The following is a 20,096-nucleotide window of genomic DNA, read 5'->3' on the forward strand; positions in this document are numbered from 1 at the left end:
CTTCGCGAAGTGCAACCTCACCAAGTCTTTGCTGCGGGTGATTTTGCAGATCCACATGGAACACATCGTGTGTGTTTCGATATTCTATTTGAAGCGTTAAAGCGTCTAACGAAAACTGATGAATGGACAAAAGATTGTTGGCTATGGTTATACCGCGGTGCATGGCATGAATATCCAATTCACGAAATCGAGATGGCTGTACCGCTTTCTCCTCAAGAAGTTAAACGCAAACGCCTTGCAATCTTTAAACACCAATCGCAAAAAGATGTTCCGGTTTTCCCTGGAGACGATCCGCGAGAGTTTTGGGTTCGTGCAGAAGACCGTACGAGTGAGACTGCCGAATTATACCATAAGTTAGGGCTGGCTGACTACGAGGCAATTGAGGCATTTGTACGTTGGAAATTCGATTAAGTAGGATTTATTTAAAAGCTTATTATGCAGCCTTAGCACTTCGCGGGCTGCATTTTTTTATCCGATCGGGAGGTTATGTATCGCGTTCAACACTTCTATATTATTAAAAGAGAGCAAACAAATCGAAGAACGCAGAGCGGTAGGCAGTACCCCAAAATATTTTTTAAAACTCATGCTGAAATGAGTAGCGTGCTTATAACCAGTCATTTGGGCGACGTCGGCAATTCTACAATCACCTGTTAATATCAGTTTCTTGGCATAAAGCATCTTGACCTCGAGGATGTAGTTCATAATAGTTTTCCCTAGATGCCGCTTAAAATATATTTTTAAATATTGCTCGTTTGTCCCTACTGCTTTGGCTAATTCACTAATTGTATAGCTTTTTGTTAAATCGTGTTCAATTAATATTTGTGCTTGAGTGACTTTTTCAAGTAGGTTGTTATGCAAAGGGATATCGGTTTTTGAAGCTATAAGTTCAAGCTGGAAAGCTAGTAAATCCAGTAAGAGGCTTTGTATTCGAATGTTCTTAGAAAGATAACTGCTGGCCTGAAGTTCAACAACGCGTTTTTTTAATAGCGTAATGCGGCTACTCTCCGTTGTGACAAGCTGTTTCTGGTTAATTTTTAGAGACATATCAACGACTGTGTGCTGGGCGATAAAGACGACGACATACCTGCTGTCGTGATGTATCTCTGGTATATATAGTTTTTGACCTTTCTGTACCTGTTGTAGGATATTTTGACTCTTTTCAACGTTGAACGTTTCCTCATCTACGAGATACCATAGATCGGCCTGCATTTGATAAGGGAGGATATTTAGGTAGCCATTACATGGAATTTCTAGTCTAATTTTTTCTGATTTTCCTATAAGTAGGTAGTCCATACTTGTGTGCAACGTGTAGAAGCACGGATCAGCGCTTTTTGTGTTGTGATTTTCGGAAAGTGAAGTTTTATTTTCCAAACCTTTCATTTTGTTATTTAGATTAATTCTAGTTTTGCAGCGTTTATTTAGACTTGTTCTAAAGACAAAGATAACGTATTAGCACTAAATAATGAAGCAACTGTTTCTTGTATTTTTTTTTCTGGCATGTTTTAATCCGCTATTTGGACAATTTTCACAAATTAAGGGAGCTGTGAAATTAGCGGATGGCACACCTATCGGTCAAGCTACGATTACGGTCAAGGGTGCCGATATTGCGACGATGTCTTCGTCGGATGGTACCTTTGTAATCGAAAGAATGCCTTATGGGAACCAAATGCTTAAGGTTAGTTCTATTGAAATTCTAACCAAAGAAATTTCGCTCGCCATTAATCAGCCAAGTCATATGTACGACCTAGAAGTATCCAGGAAGGGAGATCTTGATATTGAAGAAGTTAATATTACGGCTAAAACTGAAAAGCGAGAGTTAGAAACAAGCGGTTTTGCTGTTGCTGTAATTGAAACGAAAGAAGCGGCTCTTCGGAATTTAACGACTAATGAATTACTTGATCGTTCCGTTGGAGTTCGCGTACGCCAAAACGGAGGCTTAGGTTCCGCTGTTGAATATAATCTAAATGGAATGACAGGTAGTACCGTAGGGTTGTTTCTTGATGGTCTAGAGCTGTCGACCTATGGCTCGTCGTTTAATCTGAATAATATTCCTCCAGCTATGATTGAGCGTATCGAGGTGTACAAAGGGGTGCTCCCATCTCATCTATCGGGTGATTATGTTGGAGGAGCGATCAATGTTGTTTTAAAAAACAGTGCCTCTCGCAGCAATTTAACGGCGGCGGTTTCTTATGGTTCATTTAACACATTTCAGACGGATCTAAGCGGAATGTTTCGTGATCAAAAATCAGGATTCACCGTTCGGGCATCCGGCTTTTATACGTATACAGATAATAGCTACGAGACTTGGGGGAAGTTTTCTAAGTTTTATCAACCAAACGGACGCGTGGAGCGCTATTATAAAGCAAAACGGTTTAACGATAGTTATAAATCATTAGGCGGTCGTTTCGAAGTCGGGTTTACTGATGTGAAATGGGCGGATCAGTTTTTTGTCGGCTACAATGGCTCTTTTACACATAATGAGATCCCTCATGGTCAAACCATGGGGCGTCCATATGTCGGCCGGTTTAATGAATACGACGCGAATGTGCTCATGCTGAACTATCGCAAAGACAATTTCTTCTTGGAAGGACTCTCTCTGAATTTTAATGGTATTTATAGTAGTCGTGGTACCTATCTGCAAGATACGGTGGGTTGGCAATACAACTGGGATGGAAATATTCGGTTAGACAATAACTTAGAGCCTATGCACCGTGGTGAAGGGCAAGGACAACAAGGGGAAAAAACGATAACCGATGTTTCGCGTAGAATCACTAATCTAAGAACCAACCTGGCGTACAACATTACGAAGAATCACCGTGTATCGATGAATCATAAATTCGAGATGACCGATCGTAATGATGTAGATTTACTAAACCCCGTCGACGATCGGTTAAAAACTATTACAGATGTGTCTCAACATATTTTTTCCGCTAGCTATGAGGCGATCACGCTCAATGAAAGACTTAAAACAAATGTCTTTGGCAAATACAGTATATTAAACAATAAGCAGGTTAAACCGTTCGTGGAATCCGTAAATGGCGAACCAAATATAGCCTATAATCAGATCAAAAATCAGGATAATAACGTTGGATACGGATTAGCAGTTGCTTATACGATATTACCTGAAGTCGTATTCATCGGTTCTACCGAGCGGACGTTCGTTAACCCTACGGAAGAACAGCTGTATGGAGCAGCGGAGAAGAATATCGTTGGAAACTCCAGCTTGCGGTCAGAGGAGTACCTAAACATCAATGCAGGAATGCGCTTAGGAAGATTTTCATTCGGGAAGCATCGTGTATCGTTATATGGTAGCGCATTCTGGCGCAACGGCAAGGAAAAAATGGCTCTTGAGGTAAATGAAAATTTAAGTGAAAATGAGATCGAGATGTCCCAATTTGTAAATCTGGGAAAAACCCAGTCTCGAGGGTTTGAGGCTGAAATAAATTACTTGTACGGGAACGCACTCAATGTGATGGTCAGCTTCTCGAAATTTAATGCGCTTTTGAAAGAGAAGTACGATCAGTTCGGCACAGAGAACAGGTTTTATAATGCCCAAATACCAAATGAGCCCTTTTTTAATGTGAATGGCAATGCGCAGTATAGAATAAATAATCTTTTTCAAAAAAAATCTATTCTTAACCTGCATTATAATACGGGATATGTTGCGCCTTTTAGAACCGTATGGCCAGAATCTGAATGGTTCACAACACCAAGCCAGTTTACGCATGATTTTGGAATAAGCTATCGTCCACCAAGTGGTAAATTGGTGGTAAGTATAGATGGGAAAAACATGTTCAATGCCGAGGTGTATGATAATTTTGGCGTACAAAAGCCAGGACGAGCATTTTATTTGAAATTAAATTATACAATTAGTAAATTTTAGAATATATATTATGAAAATGAAGTTAATAAAGGGGGCCGCGTGGATGGCTATTTTATCTTCCCTTGCCATCGTGGGATGTTCTGAAAACAATGATGGCCCTACAGATCCGATTGTAGACGCCGATCGTTGGGTGACGTTATCTTTGGCATTAGACGAGCCGGGGAATGACAATCCCGCAGACGGTAATGCTGGGACAATGGTTTTTAGTGTATCTGCTGAGGAGGCTGCCAATCCGGCAACGACTATAGATGTGCTTAAAAATGGAATGGGCGTTAAGTCGGAACGCACAGCGCGCTTGCAAGCGTCCGAAGCTGGAGATTTTTTATATAATATTCAATATACCGGTGATGACGGAGGGATTTTTAATAAATACCAGGTATTAGGGGGAAATAAATTTCAAGATACTGGTGATGAGGTGGATATTGAACCGTATGCAGGTAAGTCACCAAGATGGGTGATTGCGAAAGAGGGCATCGGTATTGCCGTAAATTTGATAGGTAGTAAAACTGTTTATGAGGGGACGGCACCAAATTTTGTTTATAAATATACGAGAGGGAACGCGAATCTGGTTGCATTAGATTTAAACAACCCTCAAATTTTAAAAACGGCCGAATTTCCCTTTCCTTTATCGGCCGAAGATGAGGCTGCAGGTTACTCTGTAGGTCGCATTGATGTTCCTATTATTAATCAAGCAGGGAACAAAGTATTTATCGGATGTCGTATAAGCAAAGTTAATCCTTCCTTGTTTAGTATTGTGGATGGGGAACCTAAATGGGATAGTGAAACTCCCGATGCTGGAGTGAGAACGCTCGTTGTAGACTATCCAAGTTTAGCCAACCCCAAAGTGATTTCGTCTACGAAAACCAGTGGGAATACCAATGGATACCGAAGTCGGATGATGTTTTTGGGCGACGATGGGCATGTGTACCAAGCTACCTCTGGAGAAAAAGCGGGTGGATCTAAAATTTTACGTATAGATAAAAATACGAATGAGTATGACGGAAATTTTGTGTTTAGTCTGGATGCAGCTTTAGGTGTAAGCGGCAGCTATATCGAGTCTTGGAGGTATGTGGGCGAGGGTATCGGCTATGTCATTTACAGCCTGCAAGTAGAAGGCAAGCGGACAGGAGGATATGTTGCCCGCATTGACCTGAATTCCAATTCAGCGACGAAAATGAATATCGGGGGTATTGAATCTAAATTGGATTTTGGTCAGCATCAGAATATTGGGTTAAATGGAGATTTCGTATATATTCCGGTTGTTTCTGCTACAGAGACCGAGGGATACCTGTATATTTTTAACAAAAAGACAGGAGCCGTGCAAAAAGGCGCGAAATTAATTAATAAGGTTGGAAACCGTTATATCGGTGCGTATTAATTAGTCGTTGGATATACCGTATAAATCAAAATCAGAGAAGGCTTATTATGAGCGCTCTGATTTTGGCATAGTTGGAGCAGATATAAAATGAGCAAAAATAAAAGCGAGAATAGGAATTGGTTAAGAGTCCGGAAATTCTTCAATGACATTCATCTTTGGGGTGGGTTAGTTTCTGGAATAGTAGTATTTATTGTCTGTATTACGGGAACAATTTATGTTTATAATACGGAAATTAGAGAGGCTGCTTCCCCTGAATATTATAATGTTGAACCGTCTGGTGAACCGTTACAACTTGACACGCTTCTTGCTCTAGCAAAAACAAGCATTCAGGGGGAAATAAGGGGTGTGAACGTGCCTTTTTCCAAAACGACAACCTTCGGTGTTCTTTATAGTAAAGCGGCAAAGGATGCAAAAGGGTCGGGAGAGCAGAAACGTGGTGATAAGCAGCGTGCATTAGTTGCGCTAGCGCAGCGCGATTCGGCAGGATCTCAAATGCAGCATTCAGGGTCTTTAGTTGATAAGAATGTAAAAGTAAGATCTGAAAAAGTCACATTACAGGACAGGCAAACAGAAAAGTCTGACAAATCTGAACAGAAAGCACAGTTGAAATCAGACGCGCCTAAAGAAGCCAAAAAAGGAGGGGGACGTCGCCGGCTAAATCAAATGATGGTTAATCCATATACCGGTGAGATGATCGGAGACGTAACAGAGGTTAAAACCCGCACCGCAGAGTTTATGCAGAAAATGTTTTCATTGCACCGGTGGTTGATGTTGAATGAAATTGAGAACCCCATATTTGACGGGGTGGAAAATAGAAAATTGGGTTCATGGATCTCTGGGACTGCCACTTTATTGTTTTTGTTGGGGGTAGTAAGCGGTCTTATAATTTGGTTTCCGAAAAAGCTCCGCGGGTGGAAGAATGGATTGAAAATCAGATGGTCAGGGAATTGGAAGCGTATCAATCACGATATTCATAATACACTTGGACTATACACATGGGTGGTCCTGTTCTTGATGGCGATTACAGGCCCATTTTGGTCCTTTGACTGGTATCGAGAGGGGTGGCAGAAGAGTTGGGGCACGCATGCGAGTCAAAAAGTCGAGCAAAATGAAAAAGCCAAACCTTTATCTCAAGTTATTCCGGGAAAGGCAACACTCACGCTAACTGAAACAGTATTTGCTGTAAATCAGGCTTTACCCTATAATGGGGATATTACAATTAATTTTGCTACGGATAGTGTCGGAACTATTAGCGTCTCAAAAAACCGTGTTGGCTTTTTCGCTCCCGCTGCCAGTGATAAGTTGATTTTAGATCAGTACACTGGAGAAGTACTAGAATCTGATATCTTTCGCGAGAAGCCCTTACGTGAACGTATTGGTTCTTCAATAAAGGCATTGCATGTTGGCAATGTATATGGACAATTTTCTAAAATACTTTATTTTATAGGCTGTCTGGTAGCAACTTCATTACCGATTACAGGAGTGTTAATTTGGATTAATAAGATGAAGAAACCTCTTAAAAGAAAGAAAAAATGATTTTTTAACTGAGAATATCTTTCCTGATAAAGGGAAGATATTCTCAGTCCTATTCAGAAAATATGTAACCCAGAGATAGCGGATGCATTGAAATATCAGCGTGTTACAATCCCCTATATTTCCAGAAAACTTGACGTTATTCTTTCTCTCCGCTAATTTTACCTACAATCATTTCAATTACAGCGACGACAACAGCGAACAACACCGCGGTCCAGAATCCGTCGACGTCGAATTTGCTTCCCATTATACTATCGCTAAGCATAATCATCAATACTGTGATAATGAAGGAAACTAAACCGAACGTTAGCCAGTTTAAAGGAAACGTAAATAGCCTTAGGATTCCCCCGACAATAGCATTTACAAAACCAATCACCAATCCGGTTAGAATGGCCCAGCCAAAACCAGCGACTTGAGCTCCTGGAACAATATACGCCGCTAAGGCAACGACAATTCCTGTGATTAACAAACTAATAATAAATCTCATAATAAGTCATTTAATAAAATGAATTTTGTATTAATTATTAACGAGTCAAAAAAAATGCCAAAAGCGCGATGATTTCCTCTGTCTCGTGATTGATACAAAGCGATTTGTGTTTTGTGTTATGCTTTCTCAACAGAAAGAGCTGCTTGAATACAATTTACTATGCAAGCATAAAAAAATATGCGTATATTTAGCTAACAATTATAGACATTCGAACGTACGTTCGTCATTTTTTTACAAAAAAAAGTGTTATGAAACATCTAACAATCATTGTGTGTGCAATGTTCATCGCTGTGGGGCTCTACGGACAAAGTGATGATCCGATTATTGGTAAATGGCAAAATCCAAGTGGAGAGGGACGAATTGAAATTTTTAAAAAGGGGGATACGTTTTTTGGAAAGCTGTATTGGATTAAGGACACCAATAAAAAAGATGCGAAAAATCCGGATAAAAAGCTGCAAAACAGAAGAATTCAGGGGCTCGAAATTTTAACCGATTTTGCTAAAGATGGAGACACCTACAGTGGGGGAGAGATTTACGATCCCAAGTCAGGAAAAACTTATAGTTGTAAAATGACACTTAAAGGGCAAGATAAGCTGGATATCAGGGGGTATATTGGTTTTTCTTTGTTGGGGCGAACTGAAACCTGGAGTCGAGTCAAATAAGGTCCTTTCCGAATGATTGATGTCAAAAGTTTTTACTTTTTGTTTTTTAACGTAACTTGGTAGAAATTATACTGCCATGTCCGTTAACATGCCCTATATCGAGAATGTAAAACTCGCCCTACAGTCTATCGTTAGTAATAAACTGAGGACATTCCTTACCGCGTTGATTATTGCGATCGGTATAATGGCATTGATTGGAGTGTTGACGTCCATTGACGCCATCCAAAGTTCTTTGACGAATTCGTTTTCGTCGATGGGGTCGAATTCGTTCAATATTCGAAATCGGGGTATAAATGTACAAATAGGATCATCAGGAAGTAAAGCAAAAGTTTTCTCTTCAATTACTTACCAAGAAGCTTTGGATTTTAAAGATAATTTTGATTTCAATGCGATCGTGTCGGTAAACGTGAATGTCACCTGGGGAGCTACTGCGAAATATAAATCTGAAAAGACTAATCCAAATATCGGTGTAATTGGCGCGGATGAGAATTACCTTCAAACATCCGGCTACAAGATAGCGACCGGACGAAACCTTACCGCGCAGGATGTAGAAAATTCGAATAGTGTTGTTCTAATTGGCCAAGAAGTTAAAACGAAGCTATTTAAAAGCAATAAAGATCCTGTGGGCGAAAATATAACCCTTGGAGGCAATCGGTTTACCGTTGTTGGTGTACTGGAAAGCAAAGGGTCTAGCGCTGGTTTTGGAGCAGATAAAGCTTGTTATGTTCCTTTATCAAGGGGGAGGGCGATGATGAGTAATGCCGATCCCTCTTATGCTATAACCGTAATGACACAAGATCCCTTTAAAATGGACGCAGCTGAGGGCGAATCGATTGCTACCTTTCGCAAGATTCGTGGGTTGAACGCAAAACAGACCAATGATTTTGAAATTGTAAAATCGGACGCGGTGGCGCAAATGCTAATGCAAAATTTAACTTATGTCACTGCAGGTGCCATCGTTATAGCGTTTATAACCCTTGTTGGCGCCTCTATTGGATTAATGAATATTATGCTTGTCTCGGTTACCGAGCGTACTAGAGAAATTGGGGTACGAAAAGCGATCGGCGCTACTCCATCGGTTATCCGCAGGCAGTTTCTAATGGAAGCGATTGTAATCTGCGTGCTTGGTGGTATCGCCGGTATTGTATTGGGAATTGTGATAGGTAACCTTCTTGCACTCGCATTGGGGGCTGATTTCATTATTCCTTGGCGTTGGATGTTTCTTGGGATTAGCGTCTGTGTTGGTGTTGGCATGTTGTCGGGATATTACCCAGCTTCTAAGGCTTCAAAACTCGATCCCGTTGACGCGCTTCGGTACGAATAAAAATAGAGCAATCGATTTCTTGCATGGGTATGAAATTATACCCTTATCTTCGTGTCAAGGTTTCCACTTTGGCGGAAATATTAGAAACTTATTTATAAATTTTACTTTTTTAGAATGTACAAGACATTGAAACCCGCATTAGAAAAAGAACTTGCTGCAATTAAAGAAGCTGGTTTGTACAAGGAAGAACGCATTATTGTTACTCCGCAAGCTGCCGATATTAAAGTGAGCACTGGGCAGGAAGTAATTAACTTTTGTGCGAACAATTACCTAGGGTTATCCTCCCATCCGAAAGTTATTGAAGCAGCCAAACAAGCGATCGATTCACACGGTTACGGTATGTCGTCTGTACGTTTTATTTGTGGTACGCAAGATATTCATAAAGAACTTGAGGCTAGGTTATCTTCTTTTTTAGGAACCGAAGATACTATTTTATACGCTGCAGCATTTGATGCGAACGGAGGGGTATTTGAACCTCTTTTAGGAGCAGAAGATGCGATTATATCTGATGAATTGAATCACGCATCGATAATTGACGGCGTCCGTCTGTGTAAAGCACAGCGGTTTCGCTACAGGAACTGTGACATGGAGGATTTGGAGGCACAATTGAAAGCAGCCTCAGGTGCTCGCCATCGTATGATCGTTACCGACGGCGCATTTTCTATGGATGGATCAATAGCTCCTTTGGATAAGATTTGTGATTTAGCAGATAAGTACGAAGCTTTAGTGATGATTGACGAATCTCACTGTTCAGGCTTTATTGGTAAAACGGGTCGTGGTACCCACGAGCTTTTTGACGTAATTGATCGAGTAGATATTATAACAGGTACCCTAGGTAAGGCTTTAGGAGGAGCCTCGGGCGGTTTCACTTCAGGACGGAAAGAAATTATTGATATGTTACGCCAGCGGTCACGGCCATATTTATTTTCCAATACGTTAGCCCCAGCTATTGCCGGCGCTTCTGTGGCGGTATTAAACATGCTTAGTGAGACTACAGATCTTCGTGATAAATTAGAAAATAACACTAAATATTTCAGAGAGAAGATGACTGCTGTAGGCTTTGATATAAAACCAGGGTTTCATCCAATTGTGCCAGTCATGCTTTACGACGCAAAATTAGCACAACAGTTCGCCAGTAAAATGCTTGATGAAGGAATTTATGTCATCGGATTTTACTATCCTGTTGTACCTCAGGGGAAAGCGAGAATCAGGGTTCAAATATCCGCGGGGCACGAAATTCAGCATCTTGATAGTGCCATTGCAGCCTTCACTAAAGTAGGTAAAGCGCTAGGGGTAATAAAATAATAACATAAAAAATAAAAAATTGAGGTGCAAATTAATTATCTTTGCACCTCGAATTTTTTATAATACAGTAACGCTCAATGCAAAATATCAGAAATATTGCGATCATCGCACACGTTGACCACGGTAAGACTACCCTAGTTGATAAAATCTTATATTTCACCAACCAGTTTCGCGAAAACGAGAATGCAGGTGATCTTATCTTAGACAACAATGATTTGGAGCGTGAGCGTGGTATCACCATCGTTTCCAAGAATGTGTCTGTAAAATATAAGGACACAAAGATAAATATCATTGATACTCCTGGTCACGCCGACTTCGGTGGTGAGGTGGAACGTGTGTTGAAGATGGCAGACGGAGTTGTGTTATTAGTAGATGCTTTTGAAGGACCAATGCCACAAACACGTTTTGTGACGGGTAAAGCTTTGGCGCTTGGTATTAAGCCGATTGTTGTTGTCAATAAGGTTGACAAGGAAAACTGTCGTCCTGAAGAGGTTTACGAGCAGGTTTTCGATTTATTCTTTAGTTTAGGAGCTAGCGAAGACCAATTGGATTTTCCTGTGTTGTATGGTTCGTCTAAACAAGGATGGATGTCAACAGATTGGAAACAACCAACAACGGATTTTACTAGTCTACTAGACGCGATTTTAGAGCATATTCCAGCACCTGCAATTTCTGAAGGAACATTGCAAATGCAGGTTACGTCCTTAGATTACTCAACATTTGTTGGTCGTATCGCGATTGGACGTGTTGCACGTGGTGTCATTAGGGAGAATCAACCGATTTCGTTAGTAAAACGCGACGGAAAAATTGTTAAGTCACGTGTAAAAGAACTTCAAGTATTTGAAGGTTTAGGGCGTATTAAAGTGTCTGAAGTTGTTGCTGGCGATATTTGTGCTGTAGTTGGTATTGATGGATTTGATATTGGTGACACAATTGCAGATTTCGAAAACCCCGAACAATTGGAGGTGATGCATATCGATGAGCCAACAATGAACATGTTGTTTACAATTAACAACTCACCATTCTTTGGGAAGGAAGGAAAATTTGTTACCTCACGTCATATTTATGACCGCCTACAAAAAGAATTAGAAAAAAATCTTGCCCTGCGTGTTGTTCCTACAGATTCACCAGATGCATGGCTAGTATATGGACGTGGTATTCTTCATTTGTCCGTGTTAATCGAAACGATGCGTCGTGAGGGCTATGAATTACAAGTTGGTCAGCCACAGGTAATTGTTAAGGAGATTGATGGTGTGAAGAGTGAGCCTATCGAGGAGCTTGTTGTTGACGTTCCTGCTGAGGTTTCAGGAAAAGTGATCGAATTAGTGACTCAACGTAAAGGAGAGTTATTAATTATGGAAACTAAGGGTGATATGCAGCATTTGGAATTTTCAATCCCTTCTCGTGGTATCATCGGTTTACGTAACAACGTATTAACAGCAACTGCAGGCGAGGCTGTAATGGCTCACCGTTTAAAAGGATTTGAACCATGGAAAGGCACGATTCCTGGCCGTTTGGCGGGGGTACTAATTTCTCTTGATACCGGTTCAACTACTGCTTACTCGATTGACAAACTTCAAGATCGTGGTCGTTTCTTCGTGGATCCAGGCGTCGAAATCTATGAAGGACAGATTTTGGGAGAGCATATTCGCGATAACGATTTAACAATCAACGTTACAAAAGGAAAGCAGCTGACAAATATGCGTGCTTCTGGATCAGATGATAATACGCGTATCGCTCCAGCGATCAAGTTTTCTTTAGAGGAATGTATGGAATATATCCAAGCTGATGAATACATTGAGGTTACTCCGCAATCGATGCGTCTCCGTAAGATCTATTTAAAAGAGGGTGATAGAAAGATTAATTCGAAAAAATTTCAATAGTTTTTCGTTGAGCTAAATAAAACGTAAAAAAACCTGACGATCTATATTGTCAGGTTTTTTTATGTTTTATTTGTTTGGAAATTGATGTTCCAGTTTTCGGTTTTTCATCTCGTTGAATCTCAGTTTTCTTTCTTATATTCATCCTGTATTTATTTTGAAAATAGTATGGCTGCGGACAAATTGCGTTGGTTTCCCGTCGGAACGTTGCCGAAAGATGGTGAAATTAAGAAGATCCATATTGAAGGGCGCACGATGTGCATCATCGATCAAGGAGGACAAGTGTATGCCACTGGAGCACGGTGTCCACATGCTGGTGCGGATTTATCTCGGGGTTGGTGTGAACGAGGAAAGCTTGTTTGTCCCGTACATCGACATCAGTTTGATTTAGTATCGGGTAAAGGCGATTTAGGACAAGGGAATTTCATCCCTGTCTTTCCAATTCAAATCATCCAAGGAAAGCCATGCGTAGGAATTAAAACATCATGGTGGAAGCAGCTCTTCTCCTAACCTCGGTAATTACGTCTTTATATCTATATTTCGCGCAGTTTATCGGGCTCAATAGCGTTGATTAATGCACGTGCTAACACGCGATTCGGATCGATGATTGGGATTCCAGCGCTCTCTTTATCGTGAATTGCAAGTGGAAATTCAACCTCGCCTAATATAACGGCTTGCGCTCCATCTTTTTTGAGTTGGGTTATGAATGTCAATAGTTCTTGCCTTGCTCGATTGCTAACCGGTGAGGAAACCGCCTTTATGCCGTATGTTGTGTCATATATACAGGCTTGAACGCGTTCTTGTAATTCTATGCTAGGGGTTATTGCTGTTAAATCATATTGTTGGAAAAGGCTTGCAAAATGATCTATACTACCCGTTCCGGTCGCCGAAAGGACGCCTATTTTGGTGTGGCTGAGGTGCTCTTTGATGAATTTCACGGTCTCTTGGATCATGTGTAAGATCTTTACCTGGCTATTCACTCTTTCTAATTCTTCTAAAATGATATTAAAAATTTGGGGGGCATGCGCCGCGTGACATGGGATAGCAACAACGGTGGCACCAATACTTTCTAACTGCCGGATGATTTCGACAATTCCGCGAGCGGGGTTTTGAGTTGTTTGCCCTAAAAGATACGCGGTTCTGTCCGCGATTCGCTGCGGTTGGGAAGAAAGCACTACCGGAATGTGTTCGTGATCCGACCGTGCTTTAGTTTCTTCTATGATTTTTGTTAAGACGTCGAGTCCGGCGAGAGGACCGACACCACCTACGATACCTACCATGTCTCTTTTTCTATGTTTAAATCAGCCGTACTTTTAATTTACCACGAGTGAATGTTCAAAAATGGCGCCAAGCTAGATTTATGCTTCGATAAATTTAGTAGGGAGGGCGATGTGCTACAACATTCCTGGTCTTCGGTAATTAGAGTAGGTATATATCTTTTTTATAATGGCGGTTAGGTTTTGAAAGGAGGGCATCTTATAGCCGAAGGTCACTTGTAGTGGTATTAATACGTTTTATATATACATTTATCACTATCTTTGAAAGAAATTTTTAAACAGTCTGATGAATAAAAAGAAATTCTTACCCTTTTGTTTAGTTGTCGCAGCCGTCGTGGTTGGCTGTCAAGCTCAAGAAAACGAAACGCTTACCGATAATCCACTTCTGTTAAATTATGACACTCCTTTTGAGGTACCTCCATTCGATAAAATTAAAGATGAACATTTCCGCCCCGCATTTAAAGAGGCGTTAAGGAAGCATAATTTAGAAATCGATTCGATTGTAGATAACCAAGACGATCCAACTTTTCAAAACACTATCGTTGCACTGGAAAATGCGGGAATATTATTAGGCAATGTTTCTCGTGTATTTAATAATCTTAATTCAGCAAATACAAATGACTCTATTCAGGCAATCGATAAAGATTTAGCACCAAAACTTTCAGCACATAGAGATGAGATTGCACTTAACGCAGATCTTTTTTCCCGCGTGAAGACAGTTTATGCTAGCAGAACAAAACTAAACTTGGATATCGAAGACGCTAAGTTACTTGAAGAAACATACAAAGGCTTCGTTCGTTCCGGAGCGAATCTCTCTGCAGAAGATAAAGAGAAGTTGAAGAAAATTAATGCAGAGCTTTCTGTATTAACTACTGCATTCGGACAAAATTCATTAGCAGAGACCAATGCTTTTGAGTTGGTTGTTGATAAGGAAGAAGATTTGTCCGGTTTACCTGAAGCTTTGAAGATAGCGGCGGCAAATGAGGCCGAAGCAAGAAAGAAAACAGGGAAATGGGTTTTCACTTTAAAAAACCCGTCCGTGATGCCATTCCTTCAATATGCGGATAACAGAGCGTTAAGAAAGACAATTTGGGAGGCTTATCAAAGTCGAGGAAGCAATGGAAATGATAATGATAACAAGGAAACCCTTAAGAAGATCGCTAATCTTCGTCTAGCCAAAGCTAATTTGTTGGGATACGCATCTCACGCAGCCTATGTTCTCGAAGAATCTATGGCGGAAAAACCAGCAAATGTTTACGCATTACTTAACAAGATATGGACACCAGCATTAGCAAAAGCTAAGGTCGAAGCTGCTGATATTCAAAAAGAAATTGACGCCGCAAAAGATACCTTTCAGGTAGCCCCATATGATTGGAGATATTATCAAGAGAAAATTCGTAAATCTCGTTTCGCATTGGATGAAGAAGAGATTAAACCTTATTTTAGCCTTGCGGCTGTTCGTGAGGGCGCGTTTTCAACCGCGAGGAAACTATATGGGTTGACTTTTATTGCATTAAACAATGTACCAGTTTATCATCCTGAAGTTGAAGTTTACGAAGTAAAAGACAAAAATGGATCTCATTTAGGGCTCCTATACGCCGATTTCTTTCCAAGAGAGTCTAAACGGAGTGGTGCCTGGATGACATCTTATCGTTCGCAAGGGTATAAAGGAGGGGAGCGTGTCGCTCCAGTTATTTCAATCGTTTGTAACTTTACTAAACCTGTAGGGGATCAGCCTGCATTATTGACGTTTGATGAAGCGACCACGCTCTTCCATGAGTTTGGTCATGCGTTACACGGATTATTATCAAATGTAAGATATCGTAGCTTAGCTGGGACTTCTGTTTCACGTGATTTCGTCGAACTTCCTTCACAGATTATGGAAAATTGGGCTGCGGATCCAGAAGTTTTGAAATCCTACGCAAAACATTATAAAACAAAAGAAGCTATACCGGATTCGTTAATAAATAAATTAGAGAAAGCGGGAACCTTTGATCAAGGATTTGCAACGGTCGAGTATTTAGCGGCTTCACTGCTAGATTTAAATTATCACGCTGCAACAAGCCCCATTACGACCGATATTAATGCATTTGAGAAAGCTGCGATGAAGAAAATCGGCTTAATTGATGCGATTATACCTCGTTATAGAAGTACCTATTTCCAACATATCTTCTCGGGTGGATACTCTGCCGGTTACTACGCATACATCTGGTCCGAGGTTTTAGATTCAGATGCCTTTGCCGCATTCAAAGAGAAATCATTGTACGATCAAGGAACAGCTGCCTCATTTCGCCGAAATATCTTGGAGCGTGGTGGTACTGGAAATCCTGCTGAAATGTACCGACAATTTAGAGGTGCCGACCCAGATCCGATTTATTTAATGAAAAAACGTGGTCTAAACTAGCTTCGGCTAAGAACGATACCCAAAAACCTCAATGGCAATACAGATGCAATTGAGGTTTTTTTGTTCGCTTAGTTTTTGCGAGCGTGTGTTTCAGCGTCTAAGACTAAATGCCGATAGAGTTAAACTGCAAATCGTACAAACTTTTGTAATATCCTTCCTTAGCAAGGAGTTCGCTGTGCGTGCCAATTTCTTTTATTTCCCCCTTATCGAAAACGACGATTTTATCTGCCTTCTGTATCGTCGATAAACGGTGGGCAATAACAATAGCTGTGCGACCGGTCATCATCTGATCGATCGCTTGTTGTATCATTATTTCCGTCTCTGTGTCAATTGATGAAGTTGCTTCATCCAAGATGAGGATCGTAGGATTATATACTAGCGCTCGTATAAATGACACGAGCTGGGCTTGTCCGGCTGATAGGGTCGCTCCTCGTTCTTGTACCGGGTAATCAAATCCTCCAGGAAGTTTCATGATGAAATCATATGCGCCAACTTTTTTTGCCGCCTCAATAACCTCTTCCTTGGTAATTGTGGGATTATGGAGGGTGATATTGTTGAAAATTGTGTCCGAAAATAAGAAGACGTCCTGGAGTACCGTCGCGATATGACTACGCAAAAAGTCGAGATCATACTCACGAATGTCAATTCCGTCTAGTAGTATTGCCCCTTTTTGGATTTCATAAAAACGGCTTAGGATATTGATTGTTGAGGATTTTCCTGCTCCGGTTGCTCCGACTAACGCAAGTGTTTCTCCGGGTTTAACATGAAAGGTAACGTCTTTTAATACCCAGTTTTGTTCATTATAAGCGAGCCAGACATTTTCAAAGGCTATTTCTCCACGTACAACATCAAGTGTTTTTACGCCGTTGTTCGGTGTGAATTCGTCTGTATCAAGTACTTCGAAGATACGTTCCGCAGACACCATTCCCATTTGCAAAGTATTAAATTTGTCAATAAGCTCACGGATAGGTCTGAAGATCATGTTGATATACATCAAAAAAGCTACAACGACACCGGCAGAAATTTCATTAGCTAGTATCTGTTTTGACCCATACCATACTAATAGTCCGGTAGCAACCGCAACAATAATCTCAAGTACAGGAAAGAAAATAGAGAAATACCAATTTGCGCGGATATGGGCATCACGATGTTTCGCATTTATTTTATTGAATTTCCTCATTTCTTGCACATCCCGTGAAAAATACTGGATGATTGCCATTCCGCTGATATGTTCCTGTAAAAAGGTGTTTAGGTTTGAGACCCAATTGCGAACGTCTATAAAAGCAGACTTCATAGCTTCCTTGAAAATATAGGTTGCCCATATCATAAGTGGCATCGGAATCAATACTATGAGCGTCAACTTCCAATCGGTGTAAAACATAACGCCGATTATTACGACCAACTGCAACAAGTCGCCTATTATTTGTATGAGGCCCTGTGAAAAAATATTTGAGATTGTCTCTAAATCGGAAATCGTCCTAGTGATTAACTTTCCTATTGGCGTATTGTCAAAATATTTTAGTCGAAGCTGGGTTATATGATTGAATACTTGAATACGAATATCGCGAATAACGTTTTGCCCTAGCGTGTTGGTCGTTAAGGTGTGGTAATAACGTACGACGGTCTGAATAATAAGTAAGATGATCATAGAGATTAGCATCCAAGTCAACCCAGTCGAGTCGGGAGATAGAATATAGTTGTCTAACGTATATTCAATTAAAAGTGGCAAAGCGGGAGCCACAGCTGCTAATAGTATGGTTAATATCACTGATGCCCAGAACACCCCATTATACGGTTTCATGTACTTTACCATTCTCCCCAGGAGCTGGTTGTCGTAAGTCTTTCCTGTTATCTTTTGATCACTCAATGTTTATCGTTTATATAAGGGTAAACAACTCTGGTTAAATATAATGCATGGGCAGGGACGGATGTACCCGCATTCGCTCTGTTCTTACTAATTATAACCTCGTTAATGAATTCTGGAGGCTTGTTTTTTATACCAATTTCGAGTAACGTCCCGACTGTGGCGCGTACCATGTTTCGCAAGAATCGATCGGCGGTTATGTGAAAGATGTAACCCACGTCGGTTTTTTCCCACAGAGCTTGTGTCACCGTACAGATGTTTGTAAACACCTGTGTATTGGACTTAGAAAAACAGCTAAAATCCTGCGTTCCGAGTAAAAATTCCGCGGCCTTGTTCATTCGATCTACCTGAGGCTGATCTCTTAGTTGCCAAGAACGGTGTATTAAAAAAGGGTCTTTGGAAAAATGAATGTGGTATTCATAAGATCGTTCCGTTGCATCAAAACGAGCGTGAGCTTCGCGATGAACATTGATCATTCGCTTAACAGAGATGTCTGGGGGAAGCAGAGAATTTAAAGAATGTACGAAACGCTCTCGATTTTTAATTTGTTGTTCAAAGGCATCCATATGTACATAAAGTTGTTTAGCATGCACTCCAGTATCTGTACGCCCTGCGCCCGTCGTTTCTATCGGCTCACGGAGTAATGTTTGGAGAGCATCGTTTAAGCGCTGCTGGACAGAAATCGCATTGTTTTGTATCTGCCAGCCATGATATGCTGTACCATCGTATGCAATCTCAAGAAAAAAACGTTGTAATGTATCTTTCACCATACAAATCTAATGAAAACTCGTGTAAGCTGTTTGTAAAGTTAATAGTATCCGTGTGATTCTTATGATCGGATTAGGAATTAATTCTTTTGAATCACGCAATCAAATTGCTTACTTTGTTGTTTGAACTATTATTGATATAACATACCATCATGATTCAACGTATACAAACCGTCTGGCTTTTTTTAGCTTCTTTCGTTTTATTCGGGCTTTTTGTTTTTCCTTATGTGAACTTCATCGATTTAGTAGGTTTAGGTAAAAGAATATTGGTTACCGGAACCTTCTCTTCTGTGAATAACGAATCTGTAAGGGAGACGAGTAGCGTTATGCTCGCCCTGGTGTCTGGATTCGTGGCGCTACTTCCGTTAATAGCTATTTTCCAGTTTAAAAATAGAAAAAACCAGATCAAGTTGATTGGTTTGATTATTGTACTGATTATAGTATTAGGGGTGTGGATGTTTTCCAATGCGGCGTCAAAACTTGCGGGGATTTCTCAGACAATACAAGCGGGCAATATTGGTGTCGGATTTTTCTTGTTGCCAGTTGCTGTAATATTACTGGCTATGGCAATTGGCGGAATACGTAAAGATGAGAAACTCATAAAATCGGCTGATCGTTTGCGCTAAATAAACAAAGCGATTCTTGGTTGCTTAATGGTGTTCTTTATTAGAAGCACGCTCTGGAGTAGCCTTCTTCACGCGGAGTGAGTTGATGGTTGCTGATTTGCTAATTGGGTATATGAATAAATTTCTTTTTTTCTTTTGCATGCTATTCTTAGCGATTAATGGCCAAGCATTTGGCCAACAGGATAGCACGGTTAATATTACGGACGATATTCAAGTCGATGTGAAGTCGGTCACGTTGGATTCTCATAGCGACACGCTCACGGTAGAGCTTTTTCTGATTTCCTATCAGGTAGATCCGCGTGAGTTTAAGTTGAATACGTTTGCAACACAGCTTGTAGATGACACCGGTGGGGCTCATTTATTCTGGTCTATACAGATGGGACGTGTTCTAGTAAAGATTGGGGACCGTCAAAACTATCTGCATTATTTGATTGAAGAGAATGAGCCCGTTCCCTTTACTTTAAAAATAGCGGGCTGGGGCGAAAAAGCGGCTAGTAAACTTAACGTGGTATTTGAAGATAGTAACGAAGTGGGAAAGTATATCACCCATCAAGTGAACTTAATGCCCACTCAACTGGAGAATTAACAGTTCCCTTCGATCTAACGGAGCTAGGATGACATAAAAAAACGGCTTACTACGAAAAGTGGTAAGCCGTTTTTTCTATTAAGTTGTTATCTTGAGTATCTAAATTGCTGTTTGTCCATC

Annotated in this window: 16 protein-coding genes and 1 pseudogene; 12 read left to right on the plus strand and 5 right to left on the minus strand. The window is 40.6% G+C overall.

From position 1 onward, the window contains the following. Positions 1-411 (plus strand): annotated as a pseudogene (locus tag HP439_RS09840) (hypothetical protein); the annotation flags it as partial. Positions 412-468: 57 nt separating this feature from the next. Here the strand turns inward: HP439_RS09840 and HP439_RS09845 are convergent. Continuing rightward, positions 469-1,380: a helix-turn-helix transcriptional regulator gene (locus tag HP439_RS09845; RefSeq protein ID WP_172390166.1), complete on the minus strand. Its 912-nt coding sequence runs from the start codon at positions 1,378-1,380 to the stop codon at positions 469-471. A gap of 82 nt (positions 1,381-1,462) precedes the next feature. Here HP439_RS09845 and HP439_RS09850 point away from each other — a divergent pair, with 82 nt between their 5' ends. The 3 genes from HP439_RS09850 to HP439_RS09860 all read left to right on the plus strand — a co-directional run bounded on the left by HP439_RS09850 (position 1,463) and on the right by HP439_RS09860 (position 6,797). Then, positions 1,463-3,883 carry a TonB-dependent receptor gene (locus HP439_RS09850; RefSeq protein WP_172390167.1) on the plus strand — a complete coding sequence of 807 codons (2,421 nt, stop codon included), beginning with the start codon at positions 1,463-1,465 and terminating at the stop codon, positions 3,881-3,883. 10 nt (positions 3,884-3,893) lie between these two features. Then, positions 3,894-5,261: a hypothetical protein gene (locus HP439_RS09855; RefSeq protein ID WP_172390168.1), complete on the plus strand. Its 1,368-nt coding sequence runs from the start codon at positions 3,894-3,896 to the stop codon at positions 5,259-5,261. 87 nt (positions 5,262-5,348) lie between these two features. After that, complete coding sequence (locus HP439_RS09860; RefSeq protein WP_172390169.1) at positions 5,349-6,797, plus strand: PepSY-associated TM helix domain-containing protein; 1,449 nt, start codon at positions 5,349-5,351, stop codon at positions 6,795-6,797. Between the two features lie 136 nt (positions 6,798-6,933). Here the strand turns inward: HP439_RS09860 and HP439_RS09865 are convergent, their stop codons facing one another. Continuing rightward, positions 6,934-7,281, minus strand: coding sequence for a phage holin family protein (locus HP439_RS09865; protein WP_172390170.1), 348 nt, complete (start codon positions 7,279-7,281; stop codon positions 6,934-6,936). Between the two features lie 248 nt (positions 7,282-7,529). On the opposite strand from HP439_RS09865, the gene HP439_RS09870 reads away from it, so the two are divergent. The 5 genes from HP439_RS09870 to HP439_RS09890 all read left to right on the plus strand — a co-directional run bounded on the left by HP439_RS09870 (position 7,530) and on the right by HP439_RS09890 (position 12,962). Beyond that, positions 7,530-7,943: a DUF2147 domain-containing protein gene (locus tag HP439_RS09870; RefSeq protein WP_172390171.1), complete on the plus strand. Its 414-nt coding sequence runs from the start codon at positions 7,530-7,532 to the stop codon at positions 7,941-7,943. Positions 7,944-8,019: 76 nt separating this feature from the next. Next, entirely contained in the window at positions 8,020-9,267 is a 1,248-nt protein-coding gene (locus HP439_RS09875) for an ABC transporter permease (RefSeq protein WP_172390172.1), read from the plus strand. Between the two features lie 114 nt (positions 9,268-9,381). Next, complete coding sequence (gene kbl, locus HP439_RS09880; protein WP_172390173.1) at positions 9,382-10,572, plus strand: glycine C-acetyltransferase; 1,191 nt, start codon at positions 9,382-9,384, stop codon at positions 10,570-10,572. 77 nt (positions 10,573-10,649) lie between these two features. After that, positions 10,650-12,455, plus strand: coding sequence for a translational GTPase TypA (gene typA, locus HP439_RS09885; protein ID WP_172390174.1), 1,806 nt, complete (start codon positions 10,650-10,652; stop codon positions 12,453-12,455). Between the two features lie 165 nt (positions 12,456-12,620). Then, a complete protein-coding gene (locus tag HP439_RS09890) occupies positions 12,621-12,962 on the plus strand; it encodes a Rieske (2Fe-2S) protein (RefSeq protein ID WP_172390175.1) in 342 nt (113 codons plus the stop codon). Between the two features lie 23 nt (positions 12,963-12,985). Here HP439_RS09890 and HP439_RS09895 read toward each other — a convergent pair whose 3' ends face one another. Beyond that, complete coding sequence (locus HP439_RS09895; RefSeq protein ID WP_172390176.1) at positions 12,986-13,732, minus strand: aspartate/glutamate racemase family protein; 747 nt, start codon at positions 13,730-13,732, stop codon at positions 12,986-12,988. Positions 13,733-14,015: 283 nt separating this feature from the next. On the opposite strand from HP439_RS09895, the gene HP439_RS09900 reads away from it, so the two are divergent. Next, positions 14,016-16,133, plus strand: coding sequence for a M3 family metallopeptidase (locus tag HP439_RS09900; RefSeq protein WP_172390177.1), 2,118 nt, complete (start codon positions 14,016-14,018; stop codon positions 16,131-16,133). A gap of 103 nt (positions 16,134-16,236) precedes the next feature. Here the strand turns inward: HP439_RS09900 and HP439_RS09905 are convergent, their stop codons facing one another. Together HP439_RS09905 and truA are read right to left on the minus strand one after the other, a co-directional pair. After that, positions 16,237-18,000: an ABC transporter ATP-binding protein gene (locus HP439_RS09905; RefSeq protein ID WP_246229324.1), complete on the minus strand. Its 1,764-nt coding sequence runs from the start codon at positions 17,998-18,000 to the stop codon at positions 16,237-16,239. Next, a complete protein-coding gene (gene truA, locus HP439_RS09910; protein WP_216657816.1) occupies positions 17,997-18,767 on the minus strand; it encodes a tRNA pseudouridine(38-40) synthase TruA in 771 nt (256 codons plus the stop codon). The genes HP439_RS09905 and truA overlap by 4 nt, the downstream gene beginning before the upstream one ends. Before the next feature lie 149 nt (positions 18,768-18,916). Here truA and HP439_RS09915 point away from each other — a divergent pair, with 149 nt between their 5' ends. Both HP439_RS09915 and HP439_RS09920 read left to right on the plus strand, forming a co-directional pair. Further along, positions 18,917-19,390, plus strand: coding sequence for a DUF4293 domain-containing protein (locus HP439_RS09915; protein ID WP_172390178.1), 474 nt, complete (start codon positions 18,917-18,919; stop codon positions 19,388-19,390). A gap of 112 nt (positions 19,391-19,502) precedes the next feature. After that, the gene (locus HP439_RS09920; RefSeq protein ID WP_172390179.1) at positions 19,503-19,976 is read left to right on the plus strand and encodes a hypothetical protein; all 474 of its coding nucleotides are present in this window, start codon (positions 19,503-19,505) and stop codon (positions 19,974-19,976) included. The last annotated feature ends 120 nt before the right edge of the window (positions 19,977-20,096 follow it).

Origin of the sequence: Sphingobacterium shayense, assembly GCF_013179575.1 — a bacterium.
In the GTDB taxonomy this organism is placed as follows: Bacteria; Bacteroidota; Bacteroidia; order Sphingobacteriales; family Sphingobacteriaceae; genus Sphingobacterium; species Sphingobacterium shayense.

Bases quoted from the DNA above. Each gene is read 5' to 3' on its own strand.
- HP439_RS09875 (WP_172390172.1), top strand. From the start codon at position 8,020: ATGTCCGTTAACATGCCCTATATCGAGAATGTAAAACTCGCCCTACAG.
- kbl (WP_172390173.1), top strand. From the start codon at position 9,382: ATGTACAAGACATTGAAACCCGCATTAGAAAAAGAACTTGCTGCAATT.
- HP439_RS09915 (WP_172390178.1), top strand. From the start codon at position 18,917: ATGATTCAACGTATACAAACCGTCTGGCTTTTTTTAGCTTCTTTCGTT.
- HP439_RS09865 (WP_172390170.1), bottom strand. From the start codon at position 7,281: ATGAGATTTATTATTAGTTTGTTAATCACAGGAATTGTCGTTGCCTTA.
- typA (WP_172390174.1), top strand. From the start codon at position 10,650: ATGCAAAATATCAGAAATATTGCGATCATCGCACACGTTGACCACGGT.
- HP439_RS09895 (WP_172390176.1), bottom strand. From the start codon at position 13,732: ATGGTAGGTATCGTAGGTGGTGTCGGTCCTCTCGCCGGACTCGACGTC.
- HP439_RS09845 (WP_172390166.1), bottom strand. From the start codon at position 1,380: ATGAAAGGTTTGGAAAATAAAACTTCACTTTCCGAAAATCACAACACA.
- HP439_RS09890 (WP_172390175.1), top strand. From the start codon at position 12,621: ATGGCTGCGGACAAATTGCGTTGGTTTCCCGTCGGAACGTTGCCGAAA.
- HP439_RS09850 (WP_172390167.1), top strand. From the start codon at position 1,463: ATGAAGCAACTGTTTCTTGTATTTTTTTTTCTGGCATGTTTTAATCCG.
- HP439_RS09900 (WP_172390177.1), top strand. From the start codon at position 14,016: ATGAATAAAAAGAAATTCTTACCCTTTTGTTTAGTTGTCGCAGCCGTC.
- truA (WP_216657816.1), bottom strand. From the start codon at position 18,767: ATGGTGAAAGATACATTACAACGTTTTTTTCTTGAGATTGCATACGAT.
- HP439_RS09860 (WP_172390169.1), top strand. From the start codon at position 5,349: ATGAGCAAAAATAAAAGCGAGAATAGGAATTGGTTAAGAGTCCGGAAA.
- HP439_RS09920 (WP_172390179.1), top strand. From the start codon at position 19,503: ATGAATAAATTTCTTTTTTTCTTTTGCATGCTATTCTTAGCGATTAAT.
- HP439_RS09855 (WP_172390168.1), top strand. From the start codon at position 3,894: ATGAAAATGAAGTTAATAAAGGGGGCCGCGTGGATGGCTATTTTATCT.
- HP439_RS09870 (WP_172390171.1), top strand. From the start codon at position 7,530: ATGAAACATCTAACAATCATTGTGTGTGCAATGTTCATCGCTGTGGGG.